This is a genomic window from Pseudomonas sp. PA-5-4B, assembly GCF_021606215.1.
In the GTDB taxonomy this organism is placed as follows: domain Bacteria; phylum Pseudomonadota; class Gammaproteobacteria; order Pseudomonadales; family Pseudomonadaceae; genus Aquipseudomonas; species Aquipseudomonas edaphica.
This window is the reverse complement of record NZ_WKDB01000059.1, coordinates 1-13,802: the sequence shown is the minus strand read 5'-3', so window position 1 is coordinate 13,802 and position 13,802 is coordinate 1. Positions and strand designations below refer to the sequence as shown.

Annotated in this window: 12 protein-coding genes and 1 pseudogene; 9 read left to right on the top strand and 4 right to left on the bottom strand. The window is 62.0% G+C overall.

What is annotated here, in order from left to right; translation table 11 throughout:
- Nucleotides 1–5 precede the first annotated feature (5 nt).
- From GIW28_RS23605 to GIW28_RS23575, 7 genes are read left to right on the top strand one after another with little or no spacing between them, the layout of a single operon-like run.
- Nucleotides 6–917: an AMP-binding protein gene (locus tag GIW28_RS23605; protein WP_236458979.1), complete on the top strand. Its 912-nt coding sequence runs from the start codon at nucleotides 6–8 to the stop codon at nucleotides 915–917.
- The gene (locus GIW28_RS23600; RefSeq protein WP_236447414.1) at nucleotides 914–1,684 is read left to right on the top strand and encodes an ABC transporter ATP-binding protein; all 771 of its coding nucleotides are present in this window, start codon (nucleotides 914–916) and stop codon (nucleotides 1,682–1,684) included. The genes GIW28_RS23605 and GIW28_RS23600 overlap by 4 nt, the downstream gene beginning before the upstream one ends.
- Nucleotides 1,684–2,565 (top strand): branched-chain amino acid ABC transporter permease, encoded by an 882-nt coding sequence (locus tag GIW28_RS23595; protein ID WP_017137547.1) that lies wholly within the window; start codon nucleotides 1,684–1,686, stop codon nucleotides 2,563–2,565. Before GIW28_RS23600 ends, GIW28_RS23595 begins: the two co-directional genes overlap by 1 nt.
- 4 nt (nucleotides 2,566–2,569) lie before the next feature.
- On the top strand, nucleotides 2,570–3,619 hold the full coding sequence (locus GIW28_RS23590) for a branched-chain amino acid ABC transporter permease (RefSeq protein ID WP_170040696.1): 1,050 nt from the start codon (nucleotides 2,570–2,572) through the stop codon (nucleotides 3,617–3,619).
- A gap of 17 nt (nucleotides 3,620–3,636) precedes the next feature.
- On the top strand, nucleotides 3,637–4,977 hold the full coding sequence (locus GIW28_RS23585) for an ABC transporter substrate-binding protein (RefSeq protein ID WP_169988213.1): 1,341 nt from the start codon (nucleotides 3,637–3,639) through the stop codon (nucleotides 4,975–4,977).
- A gap of 3 nt (nucleotides 4,978–4,980) precedes the next feature.
- Complete coding sequence (locus GIW28_RS23580) at nucleotides 4,981–5,748, top strand: ABC transporter ATP-binding protein (protein WP_017137550.1); 768 nt, start codon at nucleotides 4,981–4,983, stop codon at nucleotides 5,746–5,748.
- A 12-nt stretch (nucleotides 5,749–5,760) separates the two neighbouring features.
- Nucleotides 5,761–7,155: an FAD/NAD(P)-binding protein gene (locus GIW28_RS23575; protein WP_236447415.1), complete on the top strand. Its 1,395-nt coding sequence runs from the start codon at nucleotides 5,761–5,763 to the stop codon at nucleotides 7,153–7,155.
- Nucleotides 7,156–7,258: 103 nt separating this feature from the next.
- On the opposite strand, the gene GIW28_RS23570 is transcribed toward GIW28_RS23575, so the two are convergent.
- The 4 genes from GIW28_RS23570 to GIW28_RS23555 are packed head-to-tail and all read right to left on the bottom strand — an operon-like array spanning nucleotide 7,259 to nucleotide 11,873.
- Nucleotides 7,259–8,506 (bottom strand): efflux RND transporter periplasmic adaptor subunit, encoded by a 1,248-nt coding sequence (locus GIW28_RS23570; RefSeq protein WP_099550529.1) that lies wholly within the window; start codon nucleotides 8,504–8,506, stop codon nucleotides 7,259–7,261.
- A complete protein-coding gene (locus GIW28_RS23565; RefSeq protein ID WP_236447416.1) occupies nucleotides 8,496–9,977 on the bottom strand; it encodes a TolC family protein in 1,482 nt (493 codons plus the stop codon). Before GIW28_RS23565 ends, GIW28_RS23570 begins: the two co-directional genes overlap by 11 nt.
- Entirely contained in the window at nucleotides 9,970–11,169 is a 1,200-nt protein-coding gene (locus GIW28_RS23560) for an ABC transporter permease (protein WP_017137554.1), read from the bottom strand. Before GIW28_RS23560 ends, GIW28_RS23565 begins: the two co-directional genes overlap by 8 nt.
- Nucleotides 11,166–11,873, bottom strand: a complete 708-nt coding sequence (locus GIW28_RS23555; RefSeq protein ID WP_236447417.1) for an ABC transporter ATP-binding protein — start codon at nucleotides 11,871–11,873, stop codon at nucleotides 11,166–11,168. Before GIW28_RS23555 ends, GIW28_RS23560 begins: the two co-directional genes overlap by 4 nt.
- 359 nt (nucleotides 11,874–12,232) lie before the next feature.
- On the opposite strand from GIW28_RS23555, the gene GIW28_RS23550 reads away from it, so the two are divergent.
- A complete protein-coding gene (locus GIW28_RS23550) occupies nucleotides 12,233–12,985 on the top strand; it encodes a TetR/AcrR family transcriptional regulator (RefSeq protein ID WP_099550527.1) in 753 nt (250 codons plus the stop codon).
- 301 nt (nucleotides 12,986–13,286) lie between these two features.
- Nucleotides 13,287–13,802: pseudogene (locus tag GIW28_RS23545) on the top strand (hypothetical protein); the annotation flags it as partial.

Below are 13,802 nucleotides of genomic sequence, written 5' to 3'. Positions count from 1 at the left end.
CCCCTATGAGCGTGCACGAACTCAAACGTCCGCAGGCGCTGGAATGGCCTGCCGAACTGCTCGACAACCTGCCCAAAGCCCTGGAGCATTTGCAGCACTGGGCGCAGCTCACCCCGCTGCACATCGCCCTGCGTCACAAGCGCCAGGGGCAGTGGTATGCCTGGCGCTGGATCGACGTGTTGCGCGACGTCGAGCGCCTGGCCGATGGTTTGCGCCAGCAAGGTTTCAGCGCGCAATCACGCTTGGCCTTAAGCGGCACGTTCGAGCCTGACCTGCTGCTGTTGGCGCTGGCCGCGCAGTCTGCCGGCGGGCAGGTGCTGACGCTGGCCGATGACCTGGAGCCAGAAGCCCTGTACCAACAGCTATGGCGCATTCACCCCAGCCATTCGTATACCCAGGGGCGGCAGCAGGTGCGGCACTGGCAGTCTGCCAATCTGTTGGATTTCACCCAATTGCTCGGCCCGGCAGACCCGGCGCAACACCTGCAGCGCTGGTGGCAACCGAGCGGTGAAACCGTGTGGTGGAGCGAGGAGGGCACCCACTGGCAAGGCGGCCTGGCGGTAGTCCTGGAGCAATGGTTGAACAGCGGCCACGGCCTGGCTTTTCCGGAAAGCCCGGCCTCGGCCCGACGTGATCGCGGTGAGGTCGCGCCGACCGGCCTGCTGCTGTCCCCCGAGCGTTTACAGCACCTGGCCGACGATATCGAAAGCCGCCTGGCGCCCCACGGCACCTGGCGCCGACGCGTGTGTGAGTGGGCCATCGCTCACCCGCAAAGTGGCCTGCGGCGCCTGTTGAAAAATCGTGTACGCAGGCTGCTGGGCTTCCAACGGTTGACCTATATCTGGCAGCCAGCCAGCGCGCAAAAAACCAGCCGCGATCCAGCATGGCTGGCTGAATTCAAACGGGACATCGCATGAGCCAGACCATTCTCCAGGTGCGCGAGATCTCGCTGTCGTTCAAAGGCGTCAAGGCCATCAATGCCTTGTCCTTTGAGGTACAGCGCGGCGAAATCTGTGCGCTGATCGGCCCCAACGGCGCCGGTAAAAGTTCGCTGCTCAATGTGCTTAACGGCGTGTACCGCTTCGATGCCGGTGAGATTGTGTTTGAGCAACAACACTTGCACCGCATCGACCCTTTGGGTGCGGCGCGTCGAGGTATCGGGCGTACTTTTCAGAACAACGCACTGTTCAAGAAAATGAGCGTGCTCGACAACATCCTTACCGGCCTGTCGCGGCATATGCGCACCAGCTTTATCGAGCAAGCCCTGGGCTTGCCCCGCGCCCGCCGTGAGGCCGAAGCCTTTCGCCTGCGCGGCCAAGGCATCCTCGAGTTCCTCGAACTGCAAGCGCACCGCGATGTGCTGGTGGGCAACCTCTCTTACGGTTTGCAAAAGCGCGTAGAGCTGGGCCGTGCCTTGATCGCCGGCCCCAGCCTGTTGCTGCTGGACGAGCCCATGGCCGGCATGAACGCCGAGGAAAAACAGGACATGGCGCGCTTTGTCGCCGACGTCAACCGCGACCTCGGCACCACCGTGGTGTTGATCGAACACGACATCGGCGTGGTGATGGGCCTGTCCGACCATGTGGTGGTGCTCGACTACGGGCGCAAAGTCGGCGACGGCACTCCTGCGCAGGTGCAGGCCGACCCCGAGGTGATCGCGGCGTACCTGGGAGTTGCACACTGATGACGTTCTTCTTTGAAACCCTGCTCGGCGGCCTGCTCGCCGGCACCATGTACTCGCTGGTCGCCATCGGCTTCGTGCTGATCTACAAGGCCAGCGGCGTGTTCAATTTCGCCCAGGGCTCGATGCTGCTGTTTGCCGCGCTGACCTTTGTCAGCCTGCATGACCAGGGCGTGCCCTTTGCCCTGGCGTTGCTGCTGACGGTAATCGTGATGATCATCGGCGCCTTGCTCATCGAGCGGCTGGTACTGCGCCCGCTGGTGAACCGCTCGCAGATCACCCTGTTCATGGCCACCTTGGGCCTTTCGTTCATCATCGAAGGCCTGGCCCAAGGGCTGATGGGCTCGCAGGTGCGTGCGCTGGACTTGGGCATCGACGACGTGCCGCTGTTTGTCGGGCCGCTGATGCTCAGCCAGTTTGATTTGATCGCCGCGGCGGCTGCCGTGGTGCTGGTAACCGTGCTGGCGTTGCTGTTCAACAAGACTCGCATCGGTGTGTCGTTGCGCGCCGTGGCGGATGACACCACGGCGGCGCTGTCCATCGGCATCAACCTCAACCGTATCTGGCAGATCGTCTGGGCCGTGGCCGGCATTGTCGGGTTGGTGGCGGGGTTGCTGTGGGGCGCACGCCAGGGCGTACAGTTTTCCCTTTCGCTGGTGGTGCTCAAGGCCTTGCCGGTGTTGATCATCGGGGGCTTTACCTCGATTGGCGGGGCGATTGTCGGCGGGCTGATTGTCGGTGCGGCGGAGAACCTCGCCGAGGTGTATGTCGGCCCCCTGATCGGTGGCGGTATCACGCCGTGGTTCGCTTATGTATTGGCCCTGGCCTTCCTGTATATCCGTCCCGCCGGCCTGTTCGGCGAGCGCGCCATCGAGCGAGTCTGAAACCATGTCGATACCCGTTGTTCAAGAAACCGCGCCGTTATTACTGATTCAGCGGCGTTTGCCCTGGGGTCTGATCGGCTTATTGGCCGTGGCCTTTATCGGGGTGCCGCTGTGGGGCAATGACTATTGGCTCAACGCGATCCTGATCCCGTTTCTGGTGCTGTCGCTGGCCGGTCTGGGCCTGAACCTGCTCACCGGCTATACCGGGCAAACCTCAGTGGGCGCGGCGGGTTTCATGGCCGTTGGCGCGTTTGCCACCTACGGTTTTCTGCTGCGTCTGCCCGAGCTGGGCCTGCCGGTGGCGCTGCTCGGCGGTGGGGTGATCAGCGCGCTGGTTGGGCTGCTGTTTGGTTTGCCCAGCTCGCGGATCAAAGGCTTCTACTTGATGGTCACCACGCTGGCGGCGCAGTTCTTTTTGGAGTGGCTGTTCGTCAAATTCCCCTGGTTCTACAACTACGGTTCCTCCGGGACCATTTCCGCGCCGAAGCTTTCGCTGTTCGGCCATGACCTCAATACGCCGCTGGGCCGCTACTGGCTGACGTTGGTCACGGTGCTGCTGTTGACCTGGACTGCCATCAACCTGGTGCGCAGCCAGGTAGGGCGTAACTGGATGGCAATCCGCGACATGGACACCGCCGCCGCCGTGGTCGGTATCCCGGTAGTGCGCTACAAGCGCCTGGCCTTCGCGGTCAGTTCGTTCTACTTAGGGGTTGCCGGCGCGTTGTGGGCCTTCGCCTACCTGGGCACGGCCAGCGCCAGCAGTTTTGATATCAACCGCTCGTTCCAGATCCTGTTCATCATCATTATCGGCGGCATGGGCAGCATTGCCGGCAACTTTGTCGGTGCGGCATTTATCAGTTTGCTGCCGATTTTTCTCAGCCACGCCGGACAGGCGCTGTTCGGTGGCTCGGTGGATGCGGGGCAGTTGCAGAACCTGCAGAAAATCATTTTTGGCGTGTTGATCATCGTGTTCCTGATCAAGGAACCCGAAGGCTTGATTCGCCTCTTGCACAACCTGCGTGACCGTCTGCGGCAATGGCCGCTGCGTTTCTGACCTTGATGAGAACTCCTATGCGTACATCCTTGAAACGTTCCCTTGTCGGCGCTGCTTTTGCGTTGGCAGCTTTGGCCGGTGCTGTGCCCCAGGCAATCGCCTCGCCCGACCAGCAATTTATCCCGCTGGCCACCTACCGCGTCGGCGCCTATGCCTCCAGCGGCGTGCAGGTGTGGGCCGGGATGATCGACTACCTGCGTTATATTAATGAGGTCGAAGGCGGTATCAACGGCGTCAAACTGGTGTGGCAGGAATGCGAGACCGAATGGACGGCGGAGAAGGGCATCGAGTGCTACGAGCGCTTCAAGAATGGCCTGGATGGCGCGCCGGTCGCGGTCTACCAGCCTAACGGCGCACCGGCGGCGTATGCGCTGAGCGAGCGCGCGGAAGTCGACAAGATCCCGTTGATTACCCTCGGTTATGGCCGCACCGAAGCCACCGACGGCACGGTGTTCCCGTATAACTTCCCGGTGATGCTGACGTTCTACAGCGAAGCGTCCACGCTGGTGAATTACATTGCCCAGCGCGAAGGCGGCTTCGACAAACTCAAGGGCAAGAAGATCGCCACGGTCTATCACGATTCGGCTTACGGCCGTGAAACCCTCGGCCCGTTGAAGTTACTGGCCGAGAAATACGGCTTTGAAAATATCCAGATTCCCGTGGCCGACCCGGGCAACGAGCAGTCGGCGCAATGGCGCCAGGTGCGCCAGGCCAATCCGGACTGGGTGTTTTTGCGCACCTGGGGCGTGTCCACGCCCGTGGCGGTGAAGACCGCTGCACGTTTTGGCTTCCCGGTTGACCATATCATCGGCGATATCTGGGCCAGTTCCAGCGAGGACGTGTTGCCCGCGGGCGCCGCCGCCAAAGGTTACCTGGCGCTCACGCCTTACCCGGCAGGCGCTGACTTCGAGATCCATAAACGCCTCAAACAGTCCATCCTCGACAAGGGCCACAGCGACCTCAAGGACCTGAAAAACTTCGGCAGCGTCTACTACAACTCCGGCCTGGTGAACGCCGCCGTGGCGGTGGAAGCGATCCGTACCGCCCAGGCCAAGTTCGGCAAGCGCCCACTCAATGGCGAAGAAGGCCGTTGGGGCCTGGAGCATCTGAATATCGATGACACGCGCCTTAAAGACATGGGCTATCTGGGCCTGATGCAGAACCTCAAGCTGTCGTGCCGCGACCACGAAGGCGGCGGCTCGGCGCGTGTGCAACAGTGGGACGGCGCCAACTGGACGCTGATCAGCGACTGGATCGCCGCCGACCGTGCGCTGCTGCGCCCGCTGATCGATGAAAAGTCCGCCGCGTTCGCCAAGGAAAAAGGCCTGACGCCGCGTACCTGCACCGGGGATGAATAAGCCATGAGCCAGCCCGCCGCTGAACCTGCGAGCCCGTCACTGTTAAACGTCAATGACATCGAAGTGATCTACGACGGCGCCATACTGGCGGTGGCCGGGGTCTCGCTGCACGTGCCCAAGGGCGCCATCGTGGCGTTGCTGGGTGCCAACGGCGCCGGCAAAAGCACCACGCTCAAGGCCATTTCGGGGCTGGTACGCGCCGAACGCGCCGAGGTCAGCCGTGGCGTGATCGAGTATGCCGGCCGCGACCTGGCCGGCATCGACCCCAGCCAACGGGTGCGCCAGGGCATGGTCCACGTATTGGAAGGCCGCCATGTGTTCGGCCAACTGAGCGTGGAAGACAACCTGCGCAGCGGCGGCTTTGTGCGGCGCCTGAGCCGCCAAGACATGGAGCACGACCTGGAGCGTATCTACGCCTGGTTCCCACGGCTCAAGACCAAGCGCCACACCCGCGCCGGGCTGACCTCCGGCGGCGAGCAGCAAATGGTCGCCATTGGCCGCGCGTTGATGACTCGGCCGACTTTAGTCTTGCTCGACGAGCCTTCCATGGGCTTGGCGCCGATGATCGTGCAGGAGATTTTCGCAATCATCGCCCAGCTTAACCGCGAGCAACAGGTGAGCTTCCTGATCGCCGAGCAGAACATCAATGTCGCGCTCAACTATGCCTCCCACGGCTATGTGCTGGATACTGGGCGCGTGGTTTTGAGCGGCAGTGCGGCTGAACTGCTGGCGCGGGGTGATTTGCATGATATTTATCTGGGCAAACAGTAAGGGCGAATGTGCATGACTGAATCCATCCGCAACGCTGATGTGCTGATCATCGGCGGCGGCTTGAGCGGCACCATGCTGGCGGTGCAACTGCTGCGCCAGCCTGGCAAGCGGCAGATCCTGGTGATTGAACCACGCAAGGAACTTGGCCGTGGCGAGGCCTACAGTGCCGTCGAACTGGGGCACACCCTGAACGGCAATGCGGCGCGCATGAGTGTCGACCCGGACAACCCCGATGACTTGACCCAATGGCTCACCGACTACATCGGCGCCGGTGGCTGGCCGGAGTCGAATCAGCAGCCTGTACCCATCAGTGAGTTGTTCCCGCCACGCGGGATTTTTGGCGTGTATGCGCAACAGCGTCTGGCTGAGGCCAAGGCGCTCTCGGCTTCCACGGTCGAGCATATTCGTGCCGAGGTGGTCGACTTGCAAGTGGATGCCGACTCAACTCGGCTGACGCTGGATAACGGCCAACAATTGCGCGGTGTCCAGGCCGTATTGTCCACTGGCATGTTCCCGGCGGCACGCACGCCGCAGACCGAATCCAGCGGCTTGAATGCAGCGGCAGTGGACCCGTGGGACGTCAAGGCCATGCGCCAGATCGAGCCGCAGTCAACCGTGCTGATCATCGGTTCCGGGTTGACCATGGTGGATGCCGTGGTGTCCCTGGAACAGGCCGGCCATCGTGGGCCAATCGAGATATTTTCGCGCCACGGCCTGCTGCCCCACGTACGCCGGCAACCGCCGAGCTGGGTGGACTTCCTGGCCGACGACCACAACCTGCGCAACCCTCGACAGTTGCTGCGCGAGGTGCGGCGCCAATGCCAACTGGCGGTGGAACAGGGCATTGATTGGCAAGCGCCGCTGGACACGGTGCGAGCGCATATCGGCCGCTTGTGGAGCCAGGCCAGTGAGCGCGAGAAACGCCAGTTCGTGCGCCATGTAAGGCCGTGGTGGGAGAGCCATCACCATCGCTCGCCGCCATTGAGCGCGCAGTTGGTGGCGCGGTTGCATGCAGAAGGACGGCTGCGGATTCAGGCGGCGTCGTTCAAGGGGCTGGTGGCGTCGGACAACGGGGTGACGATCAAGCTGCGACGGCGCGGCGAACAAGCTGTCACCCAGGTGTCGGGTGCTGCGTTGATTAACTCCAGCGGTATTGAGTACGACTGGCGGCGAGTGGCCAAACCGCTGCCGCAGCAGTTGCTCAAACGTGGGTTGATCAAGCCTGGGCCGTTGGCGTTGGGAATTGCGGCGGATACATCAGGTGCAGTGCTGGATGCTCAAGGCCAGGTCAGCCAACGCCTGTTTGCCATGGGCCCGCCCTTGCGGGGGATGTGGTGGGAGAGCACGGCAGTCACCGACGTGGCGATTCAAGCCAAGGCCCTGGCCGCCAAACTCACCTCAGCATGAATGTGGGAGCTGGCTTGCCTGCGATAGCGGTGGGTCAGGCACAGCTGTTCTAACTGACAGTCCGCCATCGCAGGCAAGCCAGCTCCCACCTTTGGATCTCCAGCTATTTTGATGTTTTTACAAACCCCGGCTTGAGCCCAAACACCTCGACACCTTCGGCGGTTGACTGTCCTGTGGTGACTTTCACCCGCTCAACCGGCTTATCCATCGCGGCCCGATATTCCACGCTCATGTCCGGCTGGATCGCCTGGCTCGGCACCACAATCGCCTGCGCATTGTTGTAGGTGACGATGGTCAACCGCGCACTCATCCCCAGCCGCACCCGCTGCAATTGCTGCGCAGTGAGCGTGGGGATCGACAAGGTGACCGGAAACTGCGCGCTGCCCTGGCTATCGCTGGCAATCGCCAGGCCGCTGACCACGCTGACGGAGCCGGTCAGGCGCTCGCCGTCAAAGCCATCACCCATCACTTCCACGGCCTGGCCCTGATGCAACTGGTTGATGTCCAGTTCCGACACCTTGGCGACAATTTTCAGCCGTTCGATATTGGCCAGCCCGAACAGCACCTGCCCCTGGCTGACCTTGCTGCCGGCCTGCACCGGTGCGTTGTTATTGGCTCCCCCTGGCGAGGAGTTATTGCTGCCCGGCGCCGGCACGACGATGCCGGAGAAGGGCGCCTTGACCTCTTGGCCGTCGAGCAGCTTGTGCAGGGCGTCGTATTTCACCGTGGCGTTGGTCAGCTCCATCTCGGCGATTTGTCGGTATTCGCCTTTGCCCTGATCTTGCGCCTGCTGCAGCTCGCTGCGGGCCGAGGCCAGGTCCAGTTGTTGCTGTTGGGTCTGCTGCTTGAGATCGTCCAGCTCGTTGCGCGGGATGATGCCGCGCTTGAACAGGTTTTCACTCTCGGTGAGTTTGCGCTGGGTGTTGCCGGCGGTCATTTCTGCGGTGCGCAGGCTGCGGCGTGCGCGGCTGACGGCGGGGCTGCTGTCCCAGTCTTGCATCTCTTGCACGGTGCGTCGGGCCTTGAGCTGGGCGGAAAGCGCGTCGCGCAGTTGCACTTCGAGGGTGGAGGGGTCCATGCGCAACAGTACCTGGCCGGCCTCGACGCGTTGGCCTTGTTCAACCAGGTTGACCAGCACATTGCCGTCGAACGGCGCGGTGAGGGTGATGGTGGTGTCGGGTTCGATCTTGCCCACCAGGCCTATCTGGTGCACCAACGGGTCGGGCTTGACTGCCAGCCATTGCTCGGTTGCGGCCGGCTGATCGGTAGCCGGGCTGCGCAGGGCAATGCCTGCGCCCGCCAACAGCACGACGATCACGGCACCCAGCAGGTATTTTTTATTAGTAGTCATTGAGGGCGATTTCCCAACTTTCCAGCGTCATGCCCAGGGTCGAATCGAGCTGGGTCTGGGCGTTCAGATAAGCGATCAGTGCATTGAGCCGCGCGTTTTCGGCGTTGCGCAGGTCAGTTTCGTAACTCAACACCTGGAAGTTGGTGGAGCGCCCGGCACTGAGTTTTTCCCGCTCGATTTCGATCTTGCGCCGCGACAGCTCGACGGCGCGCTGGGAAATTTCATATTGGCGCCAACGCGTGCCCAGGTCGCGCACCACGTCGTTGACACTGCGTTCCAGTTCCTGGCGCGCATCGGTGATACGGATCTCCTGGTCTTCCACATTGACCCGCGCGCGCACCTCGGCCTGGCGGGTGCTGATGTCGCCGATGGGAATCTGCACCTGCACCCCGGCGTAGCTGTTCCAGGTGCGGTTATTGTTGTTGCCGCTGTCATTGTTGCTGTAGGCATCGCGCAGCTGGTTGGCGCCTGCCACCAGGTCCACCTGCCAGCGCCCGGAGTCTTTGGCGATCACCAGGTTGAGGTCGGCCTGTTGGCTGCCGAGCAGGGCGGCGAGGTACTCCGGCTGCTGGGTCTGCGCCAGGCTGAAGGCCTGGCGTTTGTCGATGGTCATCGGCTTGGCTTCCAGGGCTTCGCTGGCGCGGATCGGCGTCGACAGGTCCAGCGCCAGCAGGCGCAGCAAGGCCAGGCGGCTGGTGTCGAGTTGGTTCTGGGCCTCTTCCACGCCCAATTGCTGGGTGGCGATATCGGCTTCGGTCTGCACGATTTCGAACTCAGCCATGCGCCCCGCGCTGATCAGCGCCTTGTTCACGTCCAGCAAGGTGTTGGAGCGCTTGAGTGCGTCCTGGACGATGCTCAACTGCTCTTGGGCGCGCAGCAGTTCGCGGTAGGTGGCGATGATCTGGCTGATGGTCTGCGCCACGGTGGCCTTGAGGTTCAGGCGGTTGGCCTGCTCCGACAGGCGCGACAGGCGCAGCGGCGCGGTGGTGGCGTCCCAGCCGCCGCCGCGCATCAGCGGTTGGATCAGCGTGAGGTCGAGGCCGTCGCTGCGGTAGCGGCCGGCGCGGTCGGCGTTGTTCAGTTGTTGGGTCCAGGCCATGCTCAACTGGGTGCCGTACTCACTGAGCAAGGTCGCTCTCGGCGCCAGGTTGGCATTGCGCGCGTTGTCGGCCGAGCCGCGACTTTGGCGGTAGTAACTGTTCAGGGAGAGCTTGGGGTTGAAGGTGTCTTCGGCCACCCGCAGGTCGAACTTTTGCGCCACGCGTTGCAGGTACGCGCTGCGGATCGCCGGGTTTTTGCGCAGGCCCAGGTACACCGCATCACCCAGGGTCAGCGTCGTGACCTGGTTATTGAGCGACACACTGCGGTCATAGCCACTGCGGGTGGTGCTCGGCGCCGATGGGTTGATCACCACATCGGCGGCCATGGCTGGCAGGCTTGCCAGGGCGAGTAACCACAGCCATTTATTCATCGCGCAGGGCCTCCACCGGCTGCAGCCGCGAGGCCGAGACCGCCGGGTAGATGCCAAAGAACAAACCCACCAGCAAGGTGCTGCCCACCCCCAGCGGCAGGGCGGCGGCGGCCAGGGCAAATTCCCAGCCCGACAGCCAGGCGTAGAGCCACGCGGCGGTCATGCCCAGCACCGCACCGCACAGCGCACCCACCGCCGTCAGCGTGACCGCTTCGAGCAAAAACAGATTGCGGATGTCACGCTGGCGCGCGCCCAGGGCCATGCGGATGCCGATTTCGCGGCGGCGCTCCGAGACATTCATCAGCATCACGTTCATCACGCCGACACCGCCACCGACCAGGGAAATCGCGCCCAGCGCCAGCAGCAAGTAGGCGAACGTGCGGCTTTGCCGGGTCATGCCATCGATCATTTGCTGGGGCACCTGAATGTCGACATCGTGGTCGGTGAGCTGGCTTTTCAGGGCAACTGCGGCCTCACGGGCGATGCGCTCCATGTCCTGGCCGGGTGCGGCGCGGATGATCACATTGCCGATCTGCGGCGTCGGGTAGATGCGCCGCATGCCTTCGGCGGGGATAAACAGCGATTCGTTGGCCTGCACCGGCATCAGCATCGCGCGGGGTTGGTTGTGCAGGATGCCCACCACCAGGAACAGGTAATCGTTGATACGCACACGGTCGCCCAGCTTCAGCGGGTTGCCCGGCGTGCCCAAGGCCTGGGCGACTTGATCGCCGATCACGCCGTAGGTTTCGTTGGCGTCGAAGGCGGACAGAAATCGCCCCTCGCGCAGGGCCAGGCGCATGGCGTCCTTGATATCCGCGGTGCTGCCGACGAAGTTGGCGTTGGCCGTGCGGCCTTGGAACACCAGCGGCCCGCTGAACAGGCTGAGCGCGCCGATATGGGCAATGCCCGGCACCGCCTGGCGCACCGCGTCCAGGTCAAGGCTGGCGCGCATCGGTGCATTGCTGTTGCCTTTGGACGGGAACTGGGCGATCAGGGTGTCGGTGCCCATGTCCTTGAAAATCATCGCCGCGTCCACCGCCGCGTTATGGCCGATATTGATCAGGGCCACCACCGATGAGCTGCCGATCACGATGCCCAGCAACGCCAGGATCGAACGTTTGCCCAGGGTGCGCAGGCTCACAAAGGCTTCATGCAGCAGTTGGCTCAGGCTCTGTTCGACCCGCTGGCTCATAGGCGCCCAGCCTCATGCACCACGCCATTGCGTACCAGGATCTTGCGCTCCAGGCGCTCGGCGATGTGTGCATCGTGGGTGACGATAATCAGCGTCACCTGCTGCTCGCGGTTCAGGGCCAGGAGCAGGTCCATGATCTCCTGGGCAGTGGTGCTGTCGAGGTTGCCGGTGGGTTCGTCGGCGAGGATCACCGACGGCTTGCCGACCAGCGCGCGGGCGATCGCTACGCGTTGGCGCTGGCCACCGGAAAGATCGGCCGGGCGGTGGTGGGCGCGCTCGGCCAGGCCGACTTGCGCGAGCATGCGCAGCGCCTGTTCCACCGACTCATGGCGCGACACGCCACGGTAACTGAGGGGCTGGGCGACGTTGTCCAGGGCACTGAGGCGGGGCAGCAGGTTGAAACTCTGGAACACAAAGCCGATCTGCTGGTTGCGGATCGCCGCCAGCTCATCCGGCGTGGCGCTGAAGATATCGTGGCCGGCAAAGTGGTACTGGCCGCCGTCGGGCAAGTCCAGCAGGCCAAGAATATTGAGCAGGGTACTTTTGCCGGAGCCTGAGGCGCCGAGAATGCCGCAGCTGTCGCCGGGGGCGATGGACAGGCACACGTCATTGAGAATCGACAGGTGTTGCCCGGCGAGCTGATAGCTCTTGCCGATGCCTTGCAGGGAGATCAAGCCTGGGTGCGCGGGGGTATCTGTCATCATGACTACGCCTGCAGTCTCGACGCTATCGCCACGCCCCCGGCAAAGCCTTGTAACAAGTTCGGGAACTGCCTGATACGCGCCACGGACTGGTTTTATTTCTTGTTTTTAAAATATTGTTTGAATAGTAACCGCGATCAACGCGCTTCGCCAGCCATGGATGTAGAGCGGTTTCACCTCTTGTGACGATTTGCCGGTCGTTCGGCTGCGGCGCCTGAAAATCCCTTCGGCTACCCTCGACAGGCCTGTTTATACAGGCCTTTCGTAGCATGGCGCAGTGTCACTACTTGCTTTCGAAGGGCTGCCCCGGTATAAAAAATCAAATTATTTTTTAAAACAATATTTCCCACGTGGAACCTTTCATGGTCGCGAAGAAACTCAGCGCTCCAAACGTTACCAAGACTCGACTGCTGGATGCGACAGAGGCTCTTTTCATCAAATACGGCTATGACGCCGTGTTGCTCCGGCAGATTACCGAGCGCGCCCAGGTGAACCTGGCCGCCGTGAACTACCACTTCGGGGACAAGGACTCCCTGATGAAAACCCTGCTGATGCAACGCCTGGAGCCGCTCAACGAGCAGCGCCTGGAACTGCTCGCGCGCTGCGAAGCCGAGGCCGATGGCCCGCTCGACTGCGACACCTTGCTCGGCGTGCTGTTCGCCCCGGCCATGGGCCTGGAACGCAGTGACCCGGCCAGCGGGGAAGGGCGATCATTTATCCGTTTCCTGGGCCGGGTGTACAGCGACACCTCGCCGTTTATCCAGGAATACCTCAAGGTGCATTACCAGCCGGTGTTCCAGCGCTTCTTCGAAGCCTTCGCCCTGGCCCTGCCGGATCTGCCACGCAATGAGCTGGGCGTGCGCCTGCAATTTGCCCTCAAGGCGATTTCCGGGGTAATGGCCGGCACTGAACTGCGCCTGCTGATGAACTCCATGAGCCTGGGCCGCCCGGCCACGGATGCCGAGGTCATGGCCAAGCTGATCACCCTGGTCTCGGCCGCAATTCGCGTACCGCAGCAAAGCCCCGAAGCGGAAACCGCACTGGCCAAGGTGCTCGACACCCAGCGCGCCATTCGCGAACAAGCCGCTGCGCCCGCCACCAAAGCCGCACGTTAAATCCCTAAATCCAAAGCAAAAAAAAACCCGCTGGGGCGGCGGGTTTTGATGTGCAGCGTTTGTAACGGATGAGGCTTCACCCTACGGCTGCGGATGTGAATAAATCGTGAAAAAAATGTAAGAAAATGGCTGGGGTAGACAGATTTACGCTGGTCGCGTGGTCTGTCGGATTTTACCTACGCGCCAGCCACTCGTCGCCACTGTCAGTTCTGACAGTAGATTTGCCGATTGCTCCAAGCGCCTTATTTACCTTGCTCGTCGCGCTATTCCTGCGCGGCCTTAATCCAGCAAGGTGATAGTTATGTCTACCCCTCCAGATAACTTCGATAGGCTAGATGTTGGCCCCTACCCGCCGTCCGACGGAATAAACCTGAGCAATACGAAGTATAAGGAACTGGCCCGTATAGGCCTGGGGCGTAATGAATTACTGCCCATCTGTTATTGGATTTTTGAGCCGTGGACAGACTGGGCTCAGTTTGACCGCTGTGCCGTTCAGTTGGGTCTGCCTAATCCAATGAAGGCCGAAGCCGTTACCGTGGAGATAAAAAAACGATATTCTGTTAGCTTCGATGGATACAAGATTTCCGACGGAAACCATAGATTCTATGGGCAGGTCTTTCGAGCGGGTTCGGGGCAAGAAGTTCGTTCGGACGAAGATTTGGTTTTTTGCAAACAGAGTATACCGGGCGGTAATGATCCCAACCCCGGGGAACCGTGGCATAGCGGCCTGTTGATGAAAGTTGTAGATCTTCCGGAAGGCTCGAGCATCACGAAAAAAATTGCTGAAAGTGGCATTCAGATCTGGGTGTATCCTTAT

Bases quoted from the DNA above. Each gene is read 5' to 3' on its own strand.
- GIW28_RS23585 (WP_169988213.1), top strand. From the start codon at position 3,637: ATGCGTACATCCTTGAAACGTTCCCTTGTCGGCGCTGCTTTTGCGTTG.
- GIW28_RS23605 (WP_236458979.1), top strand. From the start codon at position 6: ATGAGCGTGCACGAACTCAAACGTCCGCAGGCGCTGGAATGGCCTGCC.
- GIW28_RS23580 (WP_017137550.1), top strand. From the start codon at position 4,981: ATGAGCCAGCCCGCCGCTGAACCTGCGAGCCCGTCACTGTTAAACGTC.
- GIW28_RS23565 (WP_236447416.1), bottom strand. From the start codon at position 9,977: ATGAATAAATGGCTGTGGTTACTCGCCCTGGCAAGCCTGCCAGCCATG.
- GIW28_RS23575 (WP_236447415.1), top strand. From the start codon at position 5,761: ATGACTGAATCCATCCGCAACGCTGATGTGCTGATCATCGGCGGCGGC.
- GIW28_RS23560 (WP_017137554.1), bottom strand. From the start codon at position 11,169: ATGAGCCAGCGGGTCGAACAGAGCCTGAGCCAACTGCTGCATGAAGCC.
- GIW28_RS23595 (WP_017137547.1), top strand. From the start codon at position 1,684: ATGACGTTCTTCTTTGAAACCCTGCTCGGCGGCCTGCTCGCCGGCACC.
- GIW28_RS23590 (WP_170040696.1), top strand. From the start codon at position 2,570: ATGTCGATACCCGTTGTTCAAGAAACCGCGCCGTTATTACTGATTCAG.
- GIW28_RS23555 (WP_236447417.1), bottom strand. From the start codon at position 11,873: ATGATGACAGATACCCCCGCGCACCCAGGCTTGATCTCCCTGCAAGGC.
- GIW28_RS23550 (WP_099550527.1), top strand. From the start codon at position 12,233: ATGGTCGCGAAGAAACTCAGCGCTCCAAACGTTACCAAGACTCGACTG.
- GIW28_RS23600 (WP_236447414.1), top strand. From the start codon at position 914: ATGAGCCAGACCATTCTCCAGGTGCGCGAGATCTCGCTGTCGTTCAAA.
- GIW28_RS23570 (WP_099550529.1), bottom strand. From the start codon at position 8,506: ATGACTACTAATAAAAAATACCTGCTGGGTGCCGTGATCGTCGTGCTG.